Source organism: Candidatus Limnocylindrales bacterium, from assembly GCA_035571835.1.
Classification (GTDB): Bacteria; Desulfobacterota; Binatia; order UBA1149; family CAITLU01; genus DATNBU01.
Genome location: DATNBU010000024.1, coordinates 105,330 through 123,223 on the forward strand (window position 1 = coordinate 105,330; position 17,894 = coordinate 123,223).

At 64.5% G+C, this 17,894-nt stretch carries 14 protein-coding genes; 8 read left to right on the forward strand and 6 right to left on the reverse strand.

The genetic code is table 11. The features are described 5' to 3' along the window. Window positions 1–80: 80 nt before the first annotated feature. Window positions 81–1,004, reverse strand: coding sequence for a right-handed parallel beta-helix repeat-containing protein (locus tag VN634_09995; GenBank protein HXC51203.1), 924 nt, complete (start codon window positions 1,002–1,004; stop codon window positions 81–83). A 14-nt stretch (window positions 1,005–1,018) separates the two neighbouring features. Further along, window positions 1,019–2,572 carry a hypothetical protein gene (locus tag VN634_10000; protein ID HXC51204.1) on the reverse strand — a complete coding sequence of 518 codons (1,554 nt, stop codon included), beginning with the start codon at window positions 2,570–2,572 and terminating at the stop codon, window positions 1,019–1,021. 683 nt (window positions 2,573–3,255) lie between these two features. On the opposite strand from VN634_10000, the gene VN634_10005 reads away from it, so the two are divergent. The 5 genes from VN634_10005 to VN634_10025 all read left to right on the forward strand — a co-directional run bounded on the left by VN634_10005 (window position 3,256) and on the right by VN634_10025 (window position 10,197). After that, a complete protein-coding gene (locus VN634_10005; protein HXC51205.1) occupies window positions 3,256–7,590 on the forward strand; it encodes a DUF4215 domain-containing protein in 4,335 nt (1,444 codons plus the stop codon). A 246-nt stretch (window positions 7,591–7,836) separates the two neighbouring features. Further along, the gene (locus VN634_10010) at window positions 7,837–8,226 is read left to right on the forward strand and encodes a helix-turn-helix transcriptional regulator (GenBank protein HXC51206.1); all 390 of its coding nucleotides are present in this window, start codon (window positions 7,837–7,839) and stop codon (window positions 8,224–8,226) included. 104 nt (window positions 8,227–8,330) lie between these two features. After that, a complete protein-coding gene (gene dusB, locus VN634_10015; protein HXC51207.1) occupies window positions 8,331–9,416 on the forward strand; it encodes a tRNA dihydrouridine synthase DusB in 1,086 nt (361 codons plus the stop codon). Window positions 9,417–9,433: 17 nt separating this feature from the next. After that, window positions 9,434–9,922: a 6-carboxytetrahydropterin synthase gene (locus tag VN634_10020; GenBank protein HXC51208.1), complete on the forward strand. Its 489-nt coding sequence runs from the start codon at window positions 9,434–9,436 to the stop codon at window positions 9,920–9,922. Continuing rightward, on the forward strand, window positions 9,919–10,197 hold the full coding sequence (locus tag VN634_10025) for a hypothetical protein (GenBank protein ID HXC51209.1): 279 nt from the start codon (window positions 9,919–9,921) through the stop codon (window positions 10,195–10,197). The genes VN634_10020 and VN634_10025 overlap by 4 nt, the downstream gene beginning before the upstream one ends. Before the next feature lie 3 nt (window positions 10,198–10,200). On the opposite strand, the gene VN634_10030 is transcribed toward VN634_10025, so the two are convergent. Next, a complete protein-coding gene (locus VN634_10030) occupies window positions 10,201–11,565 on the reverse strand; it encodes an aminopeptidase P N-terminal domain-containing protein (protein HXC51210.1) in 1,365 nt (454 codons plus the stop codon). 45 nt (window positions 11,566–11,610) lie between these two features. Beyond that, window positions 11,611–13,314 carry a signal peptide peptidase SppA gene (gene sppA / locus VN634_10035; GenBank protein HXC51211.1) on the reverse strand — a complete coding sequence of 568 codons (1,704 nt, stop codon included), beginning with the start codon at window positions 13,312–13,314 and terminating at the stop codon, window positions 11,611–11,613. A gap of 56 nt (window positions 13,315–13,370) precedes the next feature. Here sppA and VN634_10040 point away from each other — a divergent pair, with 56 nt between their 5' ends. The 3 genes from VN634_10040 to VN634_10050 all read left to right on the forward strand — a co-directional run bounded on the left by VN634_10040 (window position 13,371) and on the right by VN634_10050 (window position 15,296). Next, window positions 13,371–14,414 carry a hypothetical protein gene (locus VN634_10040; protein HXC51212.1) on the forward strand — a complete coding sequence of 348 codons (1,044 nt, stop codon included), beginning with the start codon at window positions 13,371–13,373 and terminating at the stop codon, window positions 14,412–14,414. Between the two features lie 217 nt (window positions 14,415–14,631). Further along, window positions 14,632–14,874 carry a hypothetical protein gene (locus VN634_10045; protein HXC51213.1) on the forward strand — a complete coding sequence of 81 codons (243 nt, stop codon included), beginning with the start codon at window positions 14,632–14,634 and terminating at the stop codon, window positions 14,872–14,874. Further along, entirely contained in the window at window positions 14,871–15,296 is a 426-nt protein-coding gene (locus tag VN634_10050; protein ID HXC51214.1) for an ester cyclase, read from the forward strand. The genes VN634_10045 and VN634_10050 overlap by 4 nt, the downstream gene beginning before the upstream one ends. A gap of 176 nt (window positions 15,297–15,472) precedes the next feature. On the opposite strand, the gene VN634_10055 is transcribed toward VN634_10050, so the two are convergent. Then, on the reverse strand, window positions 15,473–16,726 hold the full coding sequence (locus VN634_10055) for a hypothetical protein (GenBank protein ID HXC51215.1): 1,254 nt from the start codon (window positions 16,724–16,726) through the stop codon (window positions 15,473–15,475). Between the two features lie 434 nt (window positions 16,727–17,160). Further along, window positions 17,161–17,793: a hypothetical protein gene (locus VN634_10060; protein HXC51216.1), complete on the reverse strand. Its 633-nt coding sequence runs from the start codon at window positions 17,791–17,793 to the stop codon at window positions 17,161–17,163. Between the last annotated feature and the right edge of the window lie 101 nt (window positions 17,794–17,894).

Genomic DNA, 17,894 nt, shown 5'->3' on the forward strand with positions numbered 1-17,894 from the left:
TCGGCGCCCGATGCAAAAAAGGGGATCGGTGCAATGCACCGATCCCCTTTTGTCAGGCGCCGCCGGAGGCTCTCGTTCCCTCAGAGGCAACTCAACGTCGATCCGGCAGCGGGCGGTATCATGCGATCGAGCTGGCAACTGCAAGGTGCGGTGCCGCCAATGTCTCCGTCATCCTCGCACAGGTTGTGCGTGAAGGTCGCGTTCGCATAGACGGCATTGATCGGTATCGAGTCTTCGCCTCCCTCGATCACTACGTTATCCGTCAGCCGGAAATACGTGGTATCGGTGTTGTTGATACCTGCGTACGTGTAACCCCTTATCATGTTCTTCTGAATCAACGGTCCGGTCGCCGAACTCCTTCCGACGATGTGGATGCCGATGCTGCCGCCATCAATCCGGTTGTTTTCGATGACGTCGCTCGAATCGAGCAAGACCATATCGATCCCCGTCCCACCGGCAGGCGACTGGATGACATTGCGCTGGTAGGCCTTGCCGTTGTTGCCGCCGTTGGCCCAGAGAATGCCGGTTGTGGCGTTGACAATTTTCATTTCCCTTACGGTGCCGCAATTCTTGACACCCGCGGAAAAAGTTCCAGTTCCATTGACGATATCGTTCACGGTGTCATTGACCGTACCTTGTACGATGCTGGTGACCCCCGAACCATCTTCACACTGCACAGCGGGTCCGCATCCGGCCGATCGAATGCACGTAATCGTATAGCCGTTGGTATCGAGATTTTTCCCATTGGTCATCGTGATGCAGGCATCGGCGTTGGTCGAGGAGATCGCCCCGTTCAATTTCCAGTCGCCTGATCCACCGTAAGATCCGCAGCTGGTGATGAGGCCGACGGCCATCGCGGACGATGCGGAACCGCCGATCAGGCCGACCATCGCAAAAAAAGCGGCGAGCATCATGCTGGAGCGTTCATTCTTCATTGAGAAAATCCTCCTCCCGGGTTTGGTTCTGGAATTTGCCGGAATCTTGTCTTTCACAGGTGCGTACATGGCGTGCTCCTTCCTCACAGCAGTGGGTAGAGGATGGGCGGATCATCCGTTTCGCACTGATCGGCGCATGCGCACATCAGGTGGCTGTAGGCTGCCAAGTCGAGCGAATGGCATCCCGTAGCGGTCGGTGTTGCGTCGCGATACAGAAGGTTGTTCTTGAACTCGGCGTACGCCGAGGTGGTGTGGTCCGTGGTGTGCAGTGGGTTCGTGCTCGACTCGCGCACGACGTTGTTCGTCAATTGCGATTTGCCGAGTCCGCTGTTCACCACGCCTCCGATGACCAGCCCTTGAGTTCCACCGCGTAGATAGTTGTTGGTGACCGTGGATGAGTTGCGGTTCGCCATCCATACGTCGGCCGCCGTAGTGACGGCGGTGATGACACTGTTCTTCAGTGCGGCGAGGGGATATCCATTCGAATTGCTCACTCCAACATCCGGTCCATCCATTCGAACCGCGTCGATCGTTGCGCAGTTGATGATCCCATTGGCGAACGCACCGCGAATGCCGCCTTTGTTTACGCCGGACGAGCTGTCTTTGATCGTGACCCCGCTGACATTGGCACATGTGATCGCAGTGCCGCCGCTCAACGAATTCATGATCGTGTGTCCGTTGAGGTCGATCGTTACGCCCGCAGCGGCTATGTTGAGGCAAGTTCCGGATGTGGCTGCGAGGTCATAGTTGGCGGATAACGTCGTATTGGTGGTGATGTTCGACGGACATGCCGTCGTCGATGCGTATTCGGGGAACTCGTAAGCGATGTCGGTCGTCGTATCGCAGATGGAGCTGCCGTAGACACAATCGTCATCGTCACAATAGGTGTGACCATCTCCGCTCGGGCTACCCGCAACATCGATGCAATACGCCGGATCCGGGGCCGCGTCGCCAGGATTCTGTTCGCGGAGATAGTTGCTCCGAAAATCAACTAGGTCCGTATCGCTGTGGATCTGGTAGTATTTCCCGTCATTGATCACATTTCGTTCGATCCGGGCTGACCGAAGATCGCTCGTATCAGCCATTCCGGTGATGTAAATGCCGCCATTGGTCGCGCGAATATTATTAAATGAGATGGCCGATGAGCCTTTTGCGAGATCGCCGTAAAACCCGAACGTATCGGCATTGATGTATGTGTTGGTGAGAGACTGAAGCGGATTACCGGTGTTATACACGCCGTATCCGGCCCGCCCGTCGATAACCACGCCCTCGATGGTCGAGCAGTTTGCAATTCCGTAGACGCTCGTCCCCGAGATCGTCCCTTTCGTCGTCCCGGTGTCTTGAATCGTTATGCCCGTGTTAGCACAGTAGATTGCGGCAGTGCCGGCGCCGGTACCGGTTCGGCTGATATTGTGGCCTTTGAGATCGATGACGCCGGTCCCCGACACGTTAAAGCAAATTCCGCCCGATCCGAGATCATAGTCGGTCGTCAGCTCGAACAGTCCGAAATAAGGCGAGGCCGACAGGTCGATGCTCGACCCAGGACACGACGTTGCGTGTGCGTTGAATGAAGAGAAGAAAATTACAGCTGCGACTTCGATGACGATCCATCGCGGCAGCCATTTCTGGTTTTGCATGCGTACCCCTCCTGATTGACGTTGTTCATCGCCGAATTGCGAGTGCTCCGTGTATGCGGGGCCGGTTGGCACGAGGTCAATGCAAAGCGACGTGGGAATTATGTTGGCGTATCTAAAGAGCGTGATCGGAAATTCATTCACGCAAGCGCGCGTGTAGCTACGCACGTATTACGGATGTCATGTAGAGGCTGCGTGCGCGTCGTAGCTACGCGCGAGTTGAGAACGAGACGCAGCATCGCGCACTTGCGTGCAGCACCGTTGGCGTATCGATGTTCGCCGGCGTGGCACTGCCAGACGCCGAACCGCACAACGCACCGACTGGTGAACGACGCAGGAGGCGTTGTGACGGGAGCCGGCATGCCCGACGAAAAAAACGAATCCGAGTCGTTTCGGAACTGAAAAGGCCTCAAGGCAGGCGGGGGCTTCTGTGCCGCAGCGTACTTTGCGACTTCGAGCCACGGCCCAAATTTCGTTCTCGTATCAATCAGTCCGCGTTTCTATAGCGCTCTGGCAACAATGGTGTCAGTAGCAAGAAGGCGGGCGACGAGGAGCGTCACCCTCCGCACCTGCGCTTTTTTACCCTTGACCCAGCGTGGCTGGCCCTGTCTACAACGCAGCGGGCCACGACCACGCCCGCCGCCCTGTTCTCGGCCTGTAGTCTTACCAACCCGGAGGGGACCTGTATGAAGCCTCGCTCGAACGTATCCGCATTCCTTCTCAGTACATTCGGCGTCTCCATCGCGATGGCGATGACCGCTTTTCCGGCCTTCGCGATCACCAACGACCAGCAGGGCTGTGTGAACGCGATCAACAAGGCCGGCGCCAAGGTCGCGGCCACGCAGGGCAAAGACAACGCCGCGTGCGTCAAGGCGGCGGGTTCCGGGAATCTGGAAATGCAGACCACCGACCAGTGCGTGATGGCCGACAACAAGGGCAAGGTCGCGGGCGCAGAAACGAAGACGACCGACGCCGAGTCGTCGAAGTGCAGTCCGCCGCTGCCGGCGATCGCGTTCACCGGTGCCGCAACGGCAAACACGGCAGCGATCAGCGAAGAGGTTGCACTGCTGAGCGCGATCTACGGATCCACGGTCCACACCGCGATGCTGACCGATCATGACGGCGCCGCGTGCCAGGCCGCCGTGACGAAGTCGTACGAGAAGCTCGGATCGACGCGGCTCAAGGCGTTCAACGGGTGCAAGAAGGACTTTCTCAAGTCGAACCCGGGGGCGACCGCGGTTCAGCTCCAGGTCTGTCTGACAACGCCGAGCTCTGCCGATCCGAAAGGCAAGGTCAGCGGCGCGACCACCAAGCTGTCGGATACCGTCACGGCGAAATGCGCCGGCGTCGCTCTGGCGACGGCATTTCCGGGCTGCTCTGCCCAGGCCGGCTCGGCCGCGACCCTGTCCGCATGCGTGGCGCGTAACGTCGAGTGCCGCATGTGCCTGATGACCAACGCCATGGACAACCTTTCGACTCCCTGCGACCAGTTCGACGACGGCGTCGTGAACCAGACGTGCCGCCAGTGCGGCAACGGCCTCGCCGAAGCGCCCGAGCCTTGCGACACGGCCGGCGACTCCGCATCCTGCGATTCCGACTGCACGACCATTTCTTGCGGCGACGCGCATACCAACCTTGCAGCCGGCGAAGCGTGCGACGCCGGCACTGAAACCGCCGCCTGCGATGACGACTGCTCGCTGCCTTCGTGCGGCGACGGCAACCTGAACACTGCTGCCGGCGAAGTCTGCGACGACGGCAACGCCACCAACGGCGACGGCTGCGACAACAACTGCACCGTCTCGGCCTGCGGCAACGGGATTGCGGCCGGCAGCGAAGCCTGCGACGACGGCAATACCGTCAATACCGACGCGTGCCTCAATACCTGCGTGGTCGCGACCTGCGGCGACGGCGTCCGCTGCAACGGTGCCGGATGCGTCAGCGGCCCGTCCGGCGGGGCGGAATCCTGCGACGACGGCAACGGCCTGAACACCGACAACTGCCTCACCAACTGCGCGGCAGCGACCTGCGGTGACGGCAACCTCTGCAGCTCGCCGGGCTGCACGACCGGTCCGACCGGCGGCCTCGAGCAGTGCGACAACGACGGTTCCAACAGCAACGTCACGCCCAATGCGTGCCGCACCAACTGCAAGCTCCCGACCTGCGGCGACGGCGTGACCGACGCGGGCGAAGGCTGCGACGACGCGAACGCGGTCAACACCGATCACTGTCTGAATACCTGCGTGGTTGCGACCTGCGGCGACGGCGTCCGGTGCAACGGCGCGGGTTGCGTGAGCGGCCCGTCCGGAGGCGCAGAGGCCTGTGACGATGCCAACGGTTCGAATACCGACAGCTGCCTGACCAACTGTGCCGCGGCGACCTGCGGCGACGGCAATCTCTGCAGCACGCCGGGCTGCACGACCGGTCCGACCGGCGGCGTCGAGCAGTGCGACAACGACGGCTCCAACAGCAACGTCACGCCCAACGCGTGCCGCACCAACTGCAAGCTCGCGAGCTGCGGCGACGGAGTCACCGACGCCGGTGAAGGCTGCGACGACGGCAATGCTGTCAACACCGACCATTGTCTGAACAGCTGCGTGGTCGCCACGTGCGGCGACGGCGTCAAGTGCAACGGCGCCGGCTGCGTCAGCGGCCCGAGCGGCGGCGCGGAGGCCTGCGACGACGGCAACGGCCTGAACACCGACAACTGCCTTACGACCTGCGCATCGGCGGCCTGCGGCGACGGATTCCTGTGCAGTGCCCCTGGGTGCACGACCGGTCCGAGCGGCGGCGTCGAGCAGTGCGACAACGACGGCTCCAACAGCAACGTCACGCCGAACGCCTGCCGCACCACGTGCCGCACTGCTTTCTGTGGCGACAACGTCACGGACGCCGGCGAGACCTGCGACAGCGGCGGCGTGAACACCGTGTCGTGCGACTCCAACTGCACGTCCGTCGCGTGCGGCGACGGCTTCATCAACTCCGCGGCAGGCGAAACCTGCGACGGCGGAGGCGAAACCCTGACGTGCGATGCCAACTGCACGGCCAGGGTCTGCGGCGACGGCACGATCAACACGACCGCCGGCGAAATCTGCGACGACGGCAACACCGCCAGCGGCGACGGCTGCTCGTCGACGTGCCAGAGCGGTGCGGGTTCGGGCGAATCCGATCCTGGATGCCCCAATCTCGGCGAGCTGGTGCTGTACTCGCACGACAGCCTCGACGCGTGCACGAGCAACGCGGACTGCACGGTCCCTCGCACGTGCAACACGTCGATCGGCTACTGCACGACGGTTGCCGACCTCGACAGCGGCTGGACCGGCAACGCGCACAACTCCGACATCAACGATGGAGTCGCGACACGCGCGTACCTCGTTTGTGAAGGACCGCCGTCGCCCGGCTGCGGCCAATGCGAAGTGGCGGGAATCGATCCGTCGACGGACAACTGCCGCTGCTCGAACAATTCGCGAACGGTGTGTGACGAACCATTCGCGTCTGCGGTGAGCGAATGCCCGGCGTGCGTCGGCGGCTCGGGAGTCAACGGCAACACGTGCACGAGTAATACCGACTGCAATTTCCCGACATGCGCCGGCCGCTGCTCGGGTAACTCGGCCTTTACCTGTACGACGAACGCGGACTGCCATACTCCGGTCACTCCGACGAACGTCGGCAACTGCTCGACGTCGACGGCGCCGAACTTCAAGAAGAAGTGCGGAAACGGAACGTTCTGCGACACCAACGCCGACTGTATCGGCACGTGCTCGGGCCAGGCGAGCTGCGAGTGCTTCTTCGGCGCTCCGTTCCCGCTCAACTCGGCCGGCACGGCGGTGTGCGTCGTCAACCGCTTCGCCAACGATATCAGCGGTACGGCCAACGTCGATCTCGGCTCGGGCGACATCACGGCCAACCTGCGCACGCGCATCTACCTCGGCATCACGCAGGCCAAGCCGTGTCCGGTCTGCGGCGGCAAGTGCAGCATTCTGACGACCAAGACGTGCGCGAACAATTCGGACTGCCTTGCGGGGCAAGGCACGTGCGGCTCGTACGACCCCGTCGCCAGCGACGGGCTCCGTGGCGGCACGTGCAGCGGCGGCATCAACACCGGCCTGTCGTGCGATGCGACGGCGACCAACGCGACGTTCCCGGCACGAAGCAGCGGAGGCGTAGCGCAGCTTCCGGGTGGAGGCTCCTACAGCCTCGACTGCATGCCGAGCGACGGAGCCAACGTCTCGGGAACGGGTCTCGTCATCGATCTGGAGCAGACGACGGGCACGTCGACCTTGCCGTCGACTCTGGACTGCGACGCTGCCGGTCCCGGGACCGACCTGTGCCCGTGCCTGCAGTGTTCGAAGGACAAGACGAGAGGCTGCTCATCGGACGCCCAGTGCGCCACGCAGGGCCGGTTCTGTTCCGCCTTCAACGACCCGACCACGTTCAACTGCACGACGAACAGCGACTGCACGCTCGTCAACACGGGCACCTGCACGCTGCTGAGCAACACGAAGTGCTCGAACGCGTCCACGCTGAGCTGCACGACCAACGCCCAATGCGGGATGCAGCCGGGCGGGACATGCACGCTCTCGACATGTTCGTCGCCGGGCATCGGTGACATCCCGCAACCGAACAAGTGCACGAGCGGACTCTGTGAGGACATCGGCGACGGGTTCAACGGCCGATGCACGGTCGGACCGGACCAGGGCTACTGCGACGGCCTGCTGCGCATCGACGGGACGGGCATGAACGCGTGCGCTTCGAACTTCGATTGCACGAACGGGGATCACTGCACGCTGTCGCAGCGCAGGCTGTGCTTCCTCGATCCGATCGTCGCGGTCGGCGATCCTGATCCGAGCTTCCCGATTGCGGGCTCGACCTTCTGTGTACCGCCGACCGAGTTCCCGGCGATCAATACGGTGGCCGGACTGCCGGGACCGGGCCGCGTGATCAGCCAGGGCGGCGCGACCACGTTCTGCACGACGGACCACAACGTCCAGTACACGCCGGGCGGCATCCCGGCCTGCCCGTAAGTCGCTGCCAGGCGGCTGAAGCGAAAACGCCCCGCTGTGATTTCACAGCGGGGCGTTTTGCTTTTGGATCCGCGGCCCTTCGTTTGTGCAGCACCGGTTTGATGGTTGCCGGTATTGTGGTTTTTGCCACAACGAGGAAGCACGCCGCCATGATCGCCGTGCTGTGGATAACTGTCCGGCGTCGCCTGCAAACACCTGTTCGTCGCCGCGAACTCCATGCTCCGACGGCCGAAGCTTCGGCAGCATATGCACGTTCCGGGATATCAGCGCTCGGCGCGTGAACGTCGTAACGTCGCGCCGACATGCGGCCATGTCATTGACCGTCCGGCGCCGCTTTCGATACGCGTGGTGCATCCCGATCCGCTCTGGAGTGCGCCGATGAAAACCAAGCTTTCGAAGATTCTCTACGACAAGGGCTGGACCGAAATGGAGCTTTCGCGGCGCACGGGTCTCGCGCAGAGTTACATCAACCGGGTCAAGAACGCGCGCGTCGTGCCGACGGTCCGCACCGCGCTCAAGATCTGCCGTGCGCTCAACGTCGCCGTCGAGGACGCGTTCGTCTACGAGGACAAGCCGTACGGTGTCACGCATTCCGTGTATTTTCCGAGCTCCCACGCCCTGGTCGCCGAGGACTGACGCGGGCGGGCGGCAATTCGGCCGCGGCCCGGACTCGGTGGTTTCTCCGGGGCCGGATTCGGGGCAATTCGGCCGCGGGCCGGATTTGAGATAGACGACCGGTGATGGAGCCCGGGCTGCTGAGGCCGCTTTCGATCGGACCGGTCGTCACGCGCACCAACCTCATCCTTTCACCGATGTCGGGAGTGACCGACTGCGCGTTCCGCACCACCGTGCTCGAGGCCAGCGGTCGGGATGCCGTCGGCCTGCTCGTCAGCGAATTCGTCGCGGCGGAAGGCCTTTCGCGCGACAACGCCAAGACCATCGCGATGCTCCGCTACCAGGAAGTCGAGCGGCCGTTCTCGATCCAGATCTTCGGCGCCGACGTCGACCGCATGGTGCGTGCCGCCGAGATGGTCGAGGAGATCGGCGCCGACATCGTCGACATCAACTGCGGTTGCCCGGCGCCGAAGGTCGTTCGTCGCGGAGGCGGCGCCCAGCTGATGCGCACACCCGACGTGCTGCGCGACATCCTCGTCGCGGTGCGTGCCGCGGTCTCCATCCCGGTAACGGTCAAGATCCGCGCCGGCTGGGACGATGCCAGCCGCAACGCCGTCGAAGTCGCACGCATGGTCGAAGGCGAAGGCGCGGCGATGCTGGCGGTGCACGGGCGCACCCGGCTCCAGCTCTACAGCGGCGAATCCGACTGGAACCTGATCGGCGAGGTCGCGAGCCGGCTCTCGATCCCGGTGATCGGTAGCGGTGACGTCATCGATGCCGAAGGCGCGCTCGAGCGGCTGCGCGGCGGTTACGCCGACGGTGTGATGATCGGCCGCGGCGCGATCTCCAACCCGTGGATCTTCGGACAGACGCTCGCGCTCGCGAATGGATACGAGGTCCGCGACCCGTCCACGCTCGAGCGCATCGCGATCCTCGAACACTTTGCCGGCTCGCTTGCCGAAACCAAGGACCTGCGGGCCTATCTCGGTCGCCTGCGCGGGCTTGCGTGTCACATGGCCAAGGGTCTTCCGGGCGGCGCGGCCACAAGGCGCGTGCTCGGCAAGGCGACGCTTCCCGCCGACATCCTGCGCATCGTGCGCGAGTTCCTGCTCGAAGGCCGCCGCTTCGAAGAGCTCGTCGAAGACGACGCCCGCCTCCCGGTGATGCCGACTGCTGACGCCGACGGCGATGCGATCGCCGAAGTCGCCTGACAAAACGGAGTCTGCGGATGCAGTCGAGCTTCGAGGTCTTCGTCAGCAAGGAATCCTTCAAGTTCAATGCGGCGCATTTCATCGCGTATCCGGGTTTCCGCGAGCGCCTGCACGGGCACAACTACCGCGTGTCGGTGCGGATGGAAGGTCCGGTCGGCGACGACGGCTACGTCGTCGATTTCGGCGACATCAAGCGCGCGACCCGCGAAGTCTGTGCGACGCTGAATGAGCGCGTGATCGTCCCGATGCTGTCGGACGTGCTGAAGATCGAAGTCGACGCCACGGAAGTCCGCATGACCTGCGAGGACGGCATGCGCTTTTCGTTTCCGCTCGGCGACTGCGTGCTGCTCGACATCCGGCATTCGTCGGCCGAAGAGCTTGCGGCGTTTCTCGGCGAGCGTCTGAAGTCCGAGCTTCCGATCCTCGCGCGCCGCGGCGTGCGCGTCCTCGAAGTCGGCGTGGCCGAAGCTCCGGGTCAGGAAGCCCGCTTCCGGATCGAGCTGTGATCCGTCGCGGCGCGGCCGCAGCATTGGTGTGCGCGCTGCTCGCGGGCGGCTGTGCAGGTCCACTGCCCGAAGAAGGCAGCGCCGATGCGCGGCTGTATTCCGACCGATGCGGCACCTGCCACCGCGCGTATCAGCCGAAGACGCTGACTCCGGCGATGTGGCGCGTGCAGGTCGAGCGCATGGACAAGAAATTTCTCGAGGCGAGGGTGCCGCCGCCGACAGCTGCCGAGCGCGACCGCATTCTCGCGTATCTTACGCGCAACGCGGGCGGCTGACGGTCACGCCTTCGCTGCCAACGGCTTCGCGGCGGACGGCTTTGCGGCGAGCGCGCGCTTGCGGATCTTTTCGATCTCGCCGCGACCCTTGATTACGTCGCTCGTCATGATTTCGCGGCCGCCGGCCGTCACCAGGATGTCATCCTCGATGCGGATGCCGACGCCGCGGAACTTCTCGTCGACCAGCAGGTCGCTGCGCACGTAGAGACCGGGCTCGACGGTCAGCACCATGCCTTCCTCGAGCACGCGCGAGCTTCCGGACGTGCGGTAGCTGCCGGCGTCGTGCACGTCCATGCCGAGCCAGTGACTGGTGTTGTGCATGTAGAACGGCGTGTACGCGTTGCGCTCGATGCATTCGTCGACGGTACCGGTCAGCAGCCCGATCGAGATCAGACCTTCGACCAGCACGCGAAGCGCGGTGCGATGGACTTCCTCAATGGCGATGCCGGGGCGCACGGCCTCGATCGATGCCTCCTGGGCCGCAAGCGCGATGTCGTAGAGCTCCGCCTGGCCGGCGCTGAACGACGCGCCGACGGGGAACGTTCGCGTGATGTCGGCGCAGTAGCCGCCGTACTCTCCGGCCGCGTCGACGAGCAGCAGCTCGCCGTCGGCAAGCGCGCGGTCGTTGCTGGTGTAGTGCAGCACGGTCGCGTTGGCGCCGCCGGCACAGATGCTGCCGTACGCAGGCCCGGTGCAGCCGCCGTAGCGGAACTCGTACTCGAGAAGCGCCTGCGCCTGGTACTCGGTCTGGCCCGGACGCAACGTTTCCATCAGCCGCATGTGCGCGGCCGCACTGATGCGGCCCGCCTCGCGCATACGATCGATCTCCTCGGGCCGTTTGTGCAGGCGGAATTCGGCCAGCAGCGCCGTGGCTTCGCTGACTACGATCGGGTCGCCGCCGCGCCGCGGCCGTTCGGCGTTGGCCTCATGCACCAGCTCGAGAACGCGCTGGTTGACGTGCGGATCGCGGCTGTGTGCGTAAAAGAGCCGGTCGGCGCGCCGAAGCTGCCGGAGCAGCACTGCCCACGTCTCTTCGATCGGGAACGCATGGTCAGCGCCGTAGGTTTCGCGCGCGCCTTCGACGCCCGCGCGTTTTCCGGTCCACGTCTCGGACTTCTCGTCGCGCGCGCGTACGCACAGCGTAAAGCCGTCTTCTTCCTTGCCGTGATTCGACAGCAGCAGCGCGCAAGGCTCCTCGAAGCCGCTGAGGTAGCGCACGTTGGTGTCGGGACGATACGTGTAGTGGACGTCGTTGGCGTACACCGCCTCCGGCGTCTCGGGGAGGAACAGAACCGCGCCGTCGAGCGCGGCGCGCACTGCCGCTCGCCGCTCGGCAAACGCTTTGGGCGGCGGACCGTGAAGAGTCATTTCGAATTCTCCTGAATGGTGCTCGGCATGTGTCGACCTGCGCGCTTACTCGATGGTCGGAACGGTCTCGGCTACCGCCTGGATGCCGGGATCGAGCAGCAGCTCGAGGCGTGCTTCGCCGAGAGCCTGCGCGATACGGGCGACGGGGTCACTCTGTGCCCGCACCTGGCCGCCGAGGTCGGCAAGCTGCGCGACCAGGCTGTCCTTCTTCGGATAATACACGAGCTGGACCTTGTCCGGATCGTGAATTCCGGCGGCGTTGGCCGCCGCATGGACGGCGTCGGCGAACGTGCCGATCTCGTCGACGAGGCCGCGCTCGAAAGCCTGCTGCCCGGTCCACACCCGCCCGCCGCCGAAGCGATCGATATCCTCGGGCTTTTTCTTGCGTCCGGTGGCGACGCGCTCGAGGAAGAGGCGGTACGTGTCGTTGATCTGGTCGCGCACGAGCGCGAGCTCTTCGGCATCCATCGGCTTGTCGAGATCGAAGAGCCGCGAATAACGACCGCGCGACAGGGATTCGGTGTGCACGCCGACGCGCTCGAGCAGGCCGCTGACATCCGGCTTGAAAAACACGACACCGATCGAGCCGGTAAGCGTTCCGGGTGCAGCCACGATGCGGTTGGCTGCCGACGCAAGGTAGTAGCCGCCGGAAGCCGCCACGTCGCCGAGAGATGCGATGACGGGCTTTTTCTTTGCCGCATCGCGAATCGCGAGCCAGATCTCGTCGGATGCCGCCGGCGAGCCGCCGGGGCTCGCCACGCGCAGCACGATCGCGGAGATATCGTTGTCGCGCGCAGCTTCAGCGAGCGCTTCGCTGACGGTCCGCGAGCCGGCGCTTCCGCCGCCCGGCCGGCTCTTCCCGGTCGTGATCGCACCAACCGCGTGCACGACGGCAATCGACGGGCCGTCGCCGATTCCGAGCGAGGCCGGTGTGACGCGCGTGTAGATCTCTTCCTTGACTGTTTCGGGCGGAGTGCCGCTGCCGAGCTCGGACAGCACTTCCGACGGTGCGCGCACGGCGTTGGCGATGCCGGCATCGACGAGCTGCTGGGGCTTGGTAATCCCGCGGTTGATCGCCTTGTCGAGCTCGGCCGGAACCAGGTTGCGTGCGCTTGCGAGCGTGCGCACGAGCTGGGCGTGCACGTCGTCGAGGATCGATTCGAGCATCTCGCGGTGGGCGGGCGTCATCGACTCGCGCGAAAGCTCGTCGCCCGCGCTCTTGTATTCGCGGATCTGCTCGACCTGCATGCGGACGTCGACTTTGGGCCACACACCGCCGAGAAATACCGCCTGGGCCTGCATGCCGGTCAGCATCGGCGCCGAAGCCGGCGCGACGTACACGGCGTCGGCGGCCGACGCGATGAAGATCTCCTTGCTGGCCGGGGACAGCTCGACTTCGAGCTCGGCGATGACCCTTTTGCCGGCCGCCTTGACCAGCGACAGTGCGCTGCGGATTTCCTCGGCCTGCGCCCAGCCGGCATCGAGCGCACCGATGCGCACGATCACGCCGGCGATGCGGCCGTCATGGCGCACCTTGCGCATCGCTTCGTCGAAGATCGCGATCGAATGCCCGCGGTCGATCAGGCGCGAAAGGAAATTTCCCGGTGGGGATTCCGAAAACGAACCTGCGACATCGACGACGAGATAACTGCCGGAAGCGATCGTCGGCCCCCGCATCCACAGCCACAGCGCCACGGCGAGGACCGCAAAGCTGGCCAAACGAACGAACAATCGGAAACGTGCGAACATCGAAGCGCTTCGTGCAGCTTGGCATTTTGACCGGATAGCGCAACGGTCCGCGCGCGATGCATCCTGCAAAAAAACTCGTGATCGAGCTCGGGGGCGTGGAGGATGCGCCACGGACGTTCGCACGTGATCAGCTCGCTGCGCTTCGCTCGGCCGACGACGGTTGCGCACGCGTCCGGGTATGGCGACGTGACGAAGCCGGCATTCTGCTCGGCCGCTTCCATCGCGCCGATGCGGCCGCGTGTGCGGCGGGTTTAGTCTCGCGCCGTTTGTCGGGCGGTCGCATCGTGCCGGTCGGACCGGGTACTGCGTGCGTGACGCTCGTCGTGCCGGTCGTCGACTGGCTCGATCCGACCAGCGCGTCGCTTCGGCCCGACCAGATCCTGAACCGTGCGCTGCGTCCGCTGCTTTCGATGCTGCGCGACCGCGGCGTCGATGCGTTCTATGGCGGGCGTGATCTGATCACCGTGAATGGGCGCACGGTCGCGCACGCATCGTTTACGGTCATGCGCGACGGCATCGGCATCATCGAGATGCACATGGCCGACCGGGCTACGTTTCGCGACCTTGCCGCTTTGCTCGACCGTTGTGATCCGGCCGGTGTGGCCGGAGTAGACCGCGACGGCTTCGCGACGGCGACGTCCGTCGCCGAGCTGCTCGGCGCGAACGCATCCGCATGGACCGACGACGGATGGGCGCAGGCATTCGCCGGATTCGCCGCCACGAGCTTCTCGTGCGAAGTCGCGACCGCGGCCGATTCGGACGCTGACGTGACGATGGCCGATGTCGACGCCGCGCACGGGTTTTTCCAGAGCCCCGGGCCTGTCGCCGTCGATCGGCGGACGGCCGCGGAGGTCGCGATGCTCGGCGTCGTCGAGTGCGCCGGAAGCCTTCGCGGTGACCGCCTGACCGCGCTCGAGATCACCGGCGATCTGATCGCGCCGTTTCACACGCTCGACGACATTGCCGCCGAATGCGAAGGCGAGCCGCTTCGGCCGGCATCCATTCGAAAGGCACTCGCGCGTGCGCTCGCGAGGCCGCGAAGCTTCGTGCTCGGGATCCGGGAGCTCGACCAGCTCGTGCTTCGTCTCGCGTCCGGCTAGTGCGAATGGCCTCCGGCTGATGCGAATCGACGGACAAGTCTGCCGCGACAATCGGCGGTGGCATCACCGTTGACTCCCGCCGATGACACTTTGGGATCATGGAGCGGACGGCTCCCTGCGTATTGCCTGATGGCGCTGTGCATGGCATTCCTCCCGCCAATCGCGAAATTGGAGCTCATCAGGATGAGCCCCATCGTCGTCAAGGATGCGGAACGCCATGAGCGAAGAGCAAGCCAGGAAAGACAACCTTCTCGATCAGATCGCCGACGTGCACGAGCACTTCATCGACCTGATGAACCAGCGTCTGCCCGAGATCGGTGAGCGCGAGCTCGAGCTCTACTTCGGCGTGCTCGGCAAGCTGGTCGCCAAGCTCGAAGAGCGTGACAAACCGCTTCGGGCCGCAGCCCAGGAAGTCTTCGCGGACGTGGCGTCGATGGTCATGACCGAGCTCGCGCGATGACCGGTGCCGAGCTCGAAGCGCACACCAGGAAAATCAACGACGAAACCTACGCGGCCTGGAACGCCCACGACCCGGATCGCGTGGCGGCGGTGTTCGCGGTGAACGCGGTGCTGCGCGAAGCGGGATCGGGCGTCGAGCACGGCGGCCGGGCAGCGATTCGCGAGCGCGCGGTGCTGCTGCTCACCGCGTTCCCCGATTTTCGGCTGGAGAAAGTCGTGCTGCTGGTCGACGGACGTCGTCATGCCGACCGGTGGATCATGACGGGCACGCACGATGGTGAGCTGTTCGGCATCCCGGCGACCGGAAAGAAGATCCAGCTCGAGGGATCGACGTTCACGACACTCGACGACGACGGGCTGGTGATCGAGGACGTGCAGTACACCGACAACGCATCACTCGCCGTGCAGCTCGGCCTCGGCTAGCCGAAACAGCCGCGTCGCACCTCGCCGTCGCCTGTCTGATTCGTATCGCTACCGTGGTTTCGGTCCCGAGCAGACGGTCATCGGTATGTTCGGCGACCCGAACGCCCGAGGAAGTCGCGTGCGCCTTCGCTACCAGGACCGTTTCACATCGGCAAGATCCGCACTGCGACGACCTCTCACGGTGCAACCTCCATCCCTCGACATTCCCCGCGGAATGTTCGCGCATCGGCGAGATTGCCGCGCCTCGCATCCATGAAGGCACGGCCGAAGTCGAGGTCCGCCTGATACTGGTTGTGCGCCGTGCAGCGCAGCTCGATATTCTCCGGCGTAGGAGGTCCGCCCATCGCGAACGGAGCTCTGTGGTGGAACTCGATGTTGCTGGACTCGCGGCAGCGACGTCCTCGGCGGTCTACGTAGCAGCAGCGTCCTGAATCGCGTCGCCATACCTCGCGCCGCACGGCCGCCGGGATAGTCCGGGATCGCTGTCCTCGCTGCGAAGCCGCCGTATCGATCACGGGCATTGTGGCGGGTCGATCGGTGCACTCCGCGTTCGTCGACGTGGTTGGCTTCGGTCGATCGGTGCAGCCTGCCCTGCGCGCGAGTGTCCGGACGAGCAGCACGTCGATCGCACGACTGATGATCGCAGCCGGGTCGGGACCGGTCGCCGACCGGCCGAGCAGATCCTGCAGCGACCGAAGCTTGTCGTGCGTTTCTTCGTCTACGGTAATCTCGATCTTGTAGCGGCGCGGGCTGAGCGGAACGATCGGCTTCGTCGCGGTTGCCGGCTGCGCTGACCGTAGGGCCATTGCGACTCCGACGACCTCGGGGTCCGGCCGATTACTCGAGCAGCCGGCGGACTCGCGGTCTGCCCAAGTGCGCGGATCGCTCGCATCGCCAGCCTGATGGCGAACCGGCGAACACCCATCGGCCAACGTTGGCGCTGCCACCACCGGCCCGTTGCTCGCCGCGTTCGCACCGCGACGCCCGGGCATCGCCCGAACACGCGACGCCACATCCGCTCGCGGCGCCAGTTCCGCAACCAGCCGCTCTACCTCGCGCGAGCTCTTGTGCTTGGCGCGCTCGAGCACTCGCAGGTGGTTCTCGGTGGTCAGATGCCTGGCCAGCAGATGGATCGCGCTGAGATGGATCTCGCCGCGTGCGACCAGATCCAGGACGACCGGAAAGTGGCGCGCCGTGCGCGCAGCCCAGATCCGCTTGGCGGTTACCTGCTCTGACATGTGGAAGCGCTCCATGCAGAAAATGAACATGGAGGAGCAGGCATGGCTGGCCCAGAGCTTGCGCTCGTCGATCTCGGCGATCGCGACGAGAAGCGCCGCGGTCGTACGACGGTCGCGTGCGACCAGGCACTCGAAGTGATCGAGCAGTTCCTGTTCGGAGAGATTTGCAACACTGTCGAAGGATGTCGTCATGACGACCCTTGTAACACGGGTTTTTCAGGCGTCGTTCTCCGTAAGGATGCGACCGCCATCAGGCATGCGCCTTTCGCGAAAATGCGCGAGATCTGAGCGGCGCAACGCGCGAAGTCGGCGAAAAAAGTCGTGCGCCCTGTTTTGCGTCGTTATAGGCGACCTGAAGCGGCGAAAAATCGCGTCAAACGAAATCGACATCGCGACGACGCTTCAATAACAAAAGTGGCATAGCCGGCCGCGATCCGCGCCCGCCGCCACGCGTGCGCGTCCGACGAAACCTGGCGGAACCGCCGCCATCGCCAACATTCCCCGGGGAATGTTCGACTGAACCCGTTTGATCAAAAACCCCGAGCAGGGGACCTCGCACGAAATCCCGAAGACCCCAAAATGGGACAGGTACATCTACACAACGCGTATGTACCTGTCCCTTTTTCTCAACGACCTTCCACCCAGCGTCCGGCAAGCGTCACGAGGACGTAGACCGCCAGCGTGCTCATGACCATCGCCGTCACCGACTGCGGAATCGGACCAAACGTGGTCGCCGTCTGAAGGACGACGAGCACGATGCCGAGGCGGAAGCAGCGCGTGCGTGCCTTCGCGCCGGCGAGCGACGTCATCACAAGCTGCACGCTGCCGACGACGAGCACGACTTCGAGAAGCCATGCCGCGACCGGATGATTCCAGAGGGCGAGGCCGAGTTTCGTCGTGCCGCCCGCGATGGTCAGGTCAGGTCGATGCACGACGAGATCGAGAAACCAGTGCGACAGCGTGACTGCCGCTACTGCAGCGGCTTCGCGTGTTGCGAGCCCGAGCCACCGGCGCGCACCGGCAAACGCCACTGCCGACCAGACGACGGATCCGGCCAGGCTGTGCGTCCACGGCATGTCGTAGAGATCGAGCGGATTGGAGAGCAGCGAATGATCGAGCCGCGCGTGCTCGACGCCGGCAAGGATCGCGAGCACCCACAGCACGTCGACGAATTGTGCCGCCAGCAGCAGGAGCCACAGCGGCGCACGAGGCGCCGCGCGCTTTGCGACGAATGCAGACGTGTAATGGCCGGCAAACATGGCGCCCCCATACGCTGCGATGACCCGATGCGATGCAAGCGCGGACGGAGAGCATGCGAGATGCGGCGAAGTGGGGACTTGCCAGATGTGGCGAAGCGGGG

Excerpts from the sequence above, each read along its gene's own strand:
- VN634_10005 (HXC51205.1), top strand. The coding sequence starts at position 3,256 with ATGAAGCCTCGCTCGAACGTATCCGCATTCCTTCTCAGTACATTCGGC.
- VN634_09995 (HXC51203.1), bottom strand. The coding sequence starts at position 1,004 with ATGTACGCACCTGTGAAAGACAAGATTCCGGCAAATTCCAGAACCAAA.
- VN634_10055 (HXC51215.1), bottom strand. The coding sequence starts at position 16,726 with ATGACGACATCCTTCGACAGTGTTGCAAATCTCTCCGAACAGGAACTG.
- VN634_10020 (HXC51208.1), top strand. The coding sequence starts at position 9,434 with ATGCAGTCGAGCTTCGAGGTCTTCGTCAGCAAGGAATCCTTCAAGTTC.
- VN634_10060 (HXC51216.1), bottom strand. The coding sequence starts at position 17,793 with ATGTTTGCCGGCCATTACACGTCTGCATTCGTCGCAAAGCGCGCGGCG.
- VN634_10050 (HXC51214.1), top strand. The coding sequence starts at position 14,871 with ATGACCGGTGCCGAGCTCGAAGCGCACACCAGGAAAATCAACGACGAA.
- VN634_10010 (HXC51206.1), top strand. The coding sequence starts at position 7,837 with ATGCACGTTCCGGGATATCAGCGCTCGGCGCGTGAACGTCGTAACGTC.
- VN634_10040 (HXC51212.1), top strand. The coding sequence starts at position 13,371 with ATGCATCCTGCAAAAAAACTCGTGATCGAGCTCGGGGGCGTGGAGGAT.
- VN634_10030 (HXC51210.1), bottom strand. The coding sequence starts at position 11,565 with ATGACTCTTCACGGTCCGCCGCCCAAAGCGTTTGCCGAGCGGCGAGCG.
- dusB (HXC51207.1), top strand. The coding sequence starts at position 8,331 with ATGGAGCCCGGGCTGCTGAGGCCGCTTTCGATCGGACCGGTCGTCACG.
- VN634_10000 (HXC51204.1), bottom strand. The coding sequence starts at position 2,572 with ATGCAAAACCAGAAATGGCTGCCGCGATGGATCGTCATCGAAGTCGCA.
- VN634_10045 (HXC51213.1), top strand. The coding sequence starts at position 14,632 with ATGAGCGAAGAGCAAGCCAGGAAAGACAACCTTCTCGATCAGATCGCC.
- sppA (HXC51211.1), bottom strand. The coding sequence starts at position 13,314 with ATGTTCGCACGTTTCCGATTGTTCGTTCGTTTGGCCAGCTTTGCGGTC.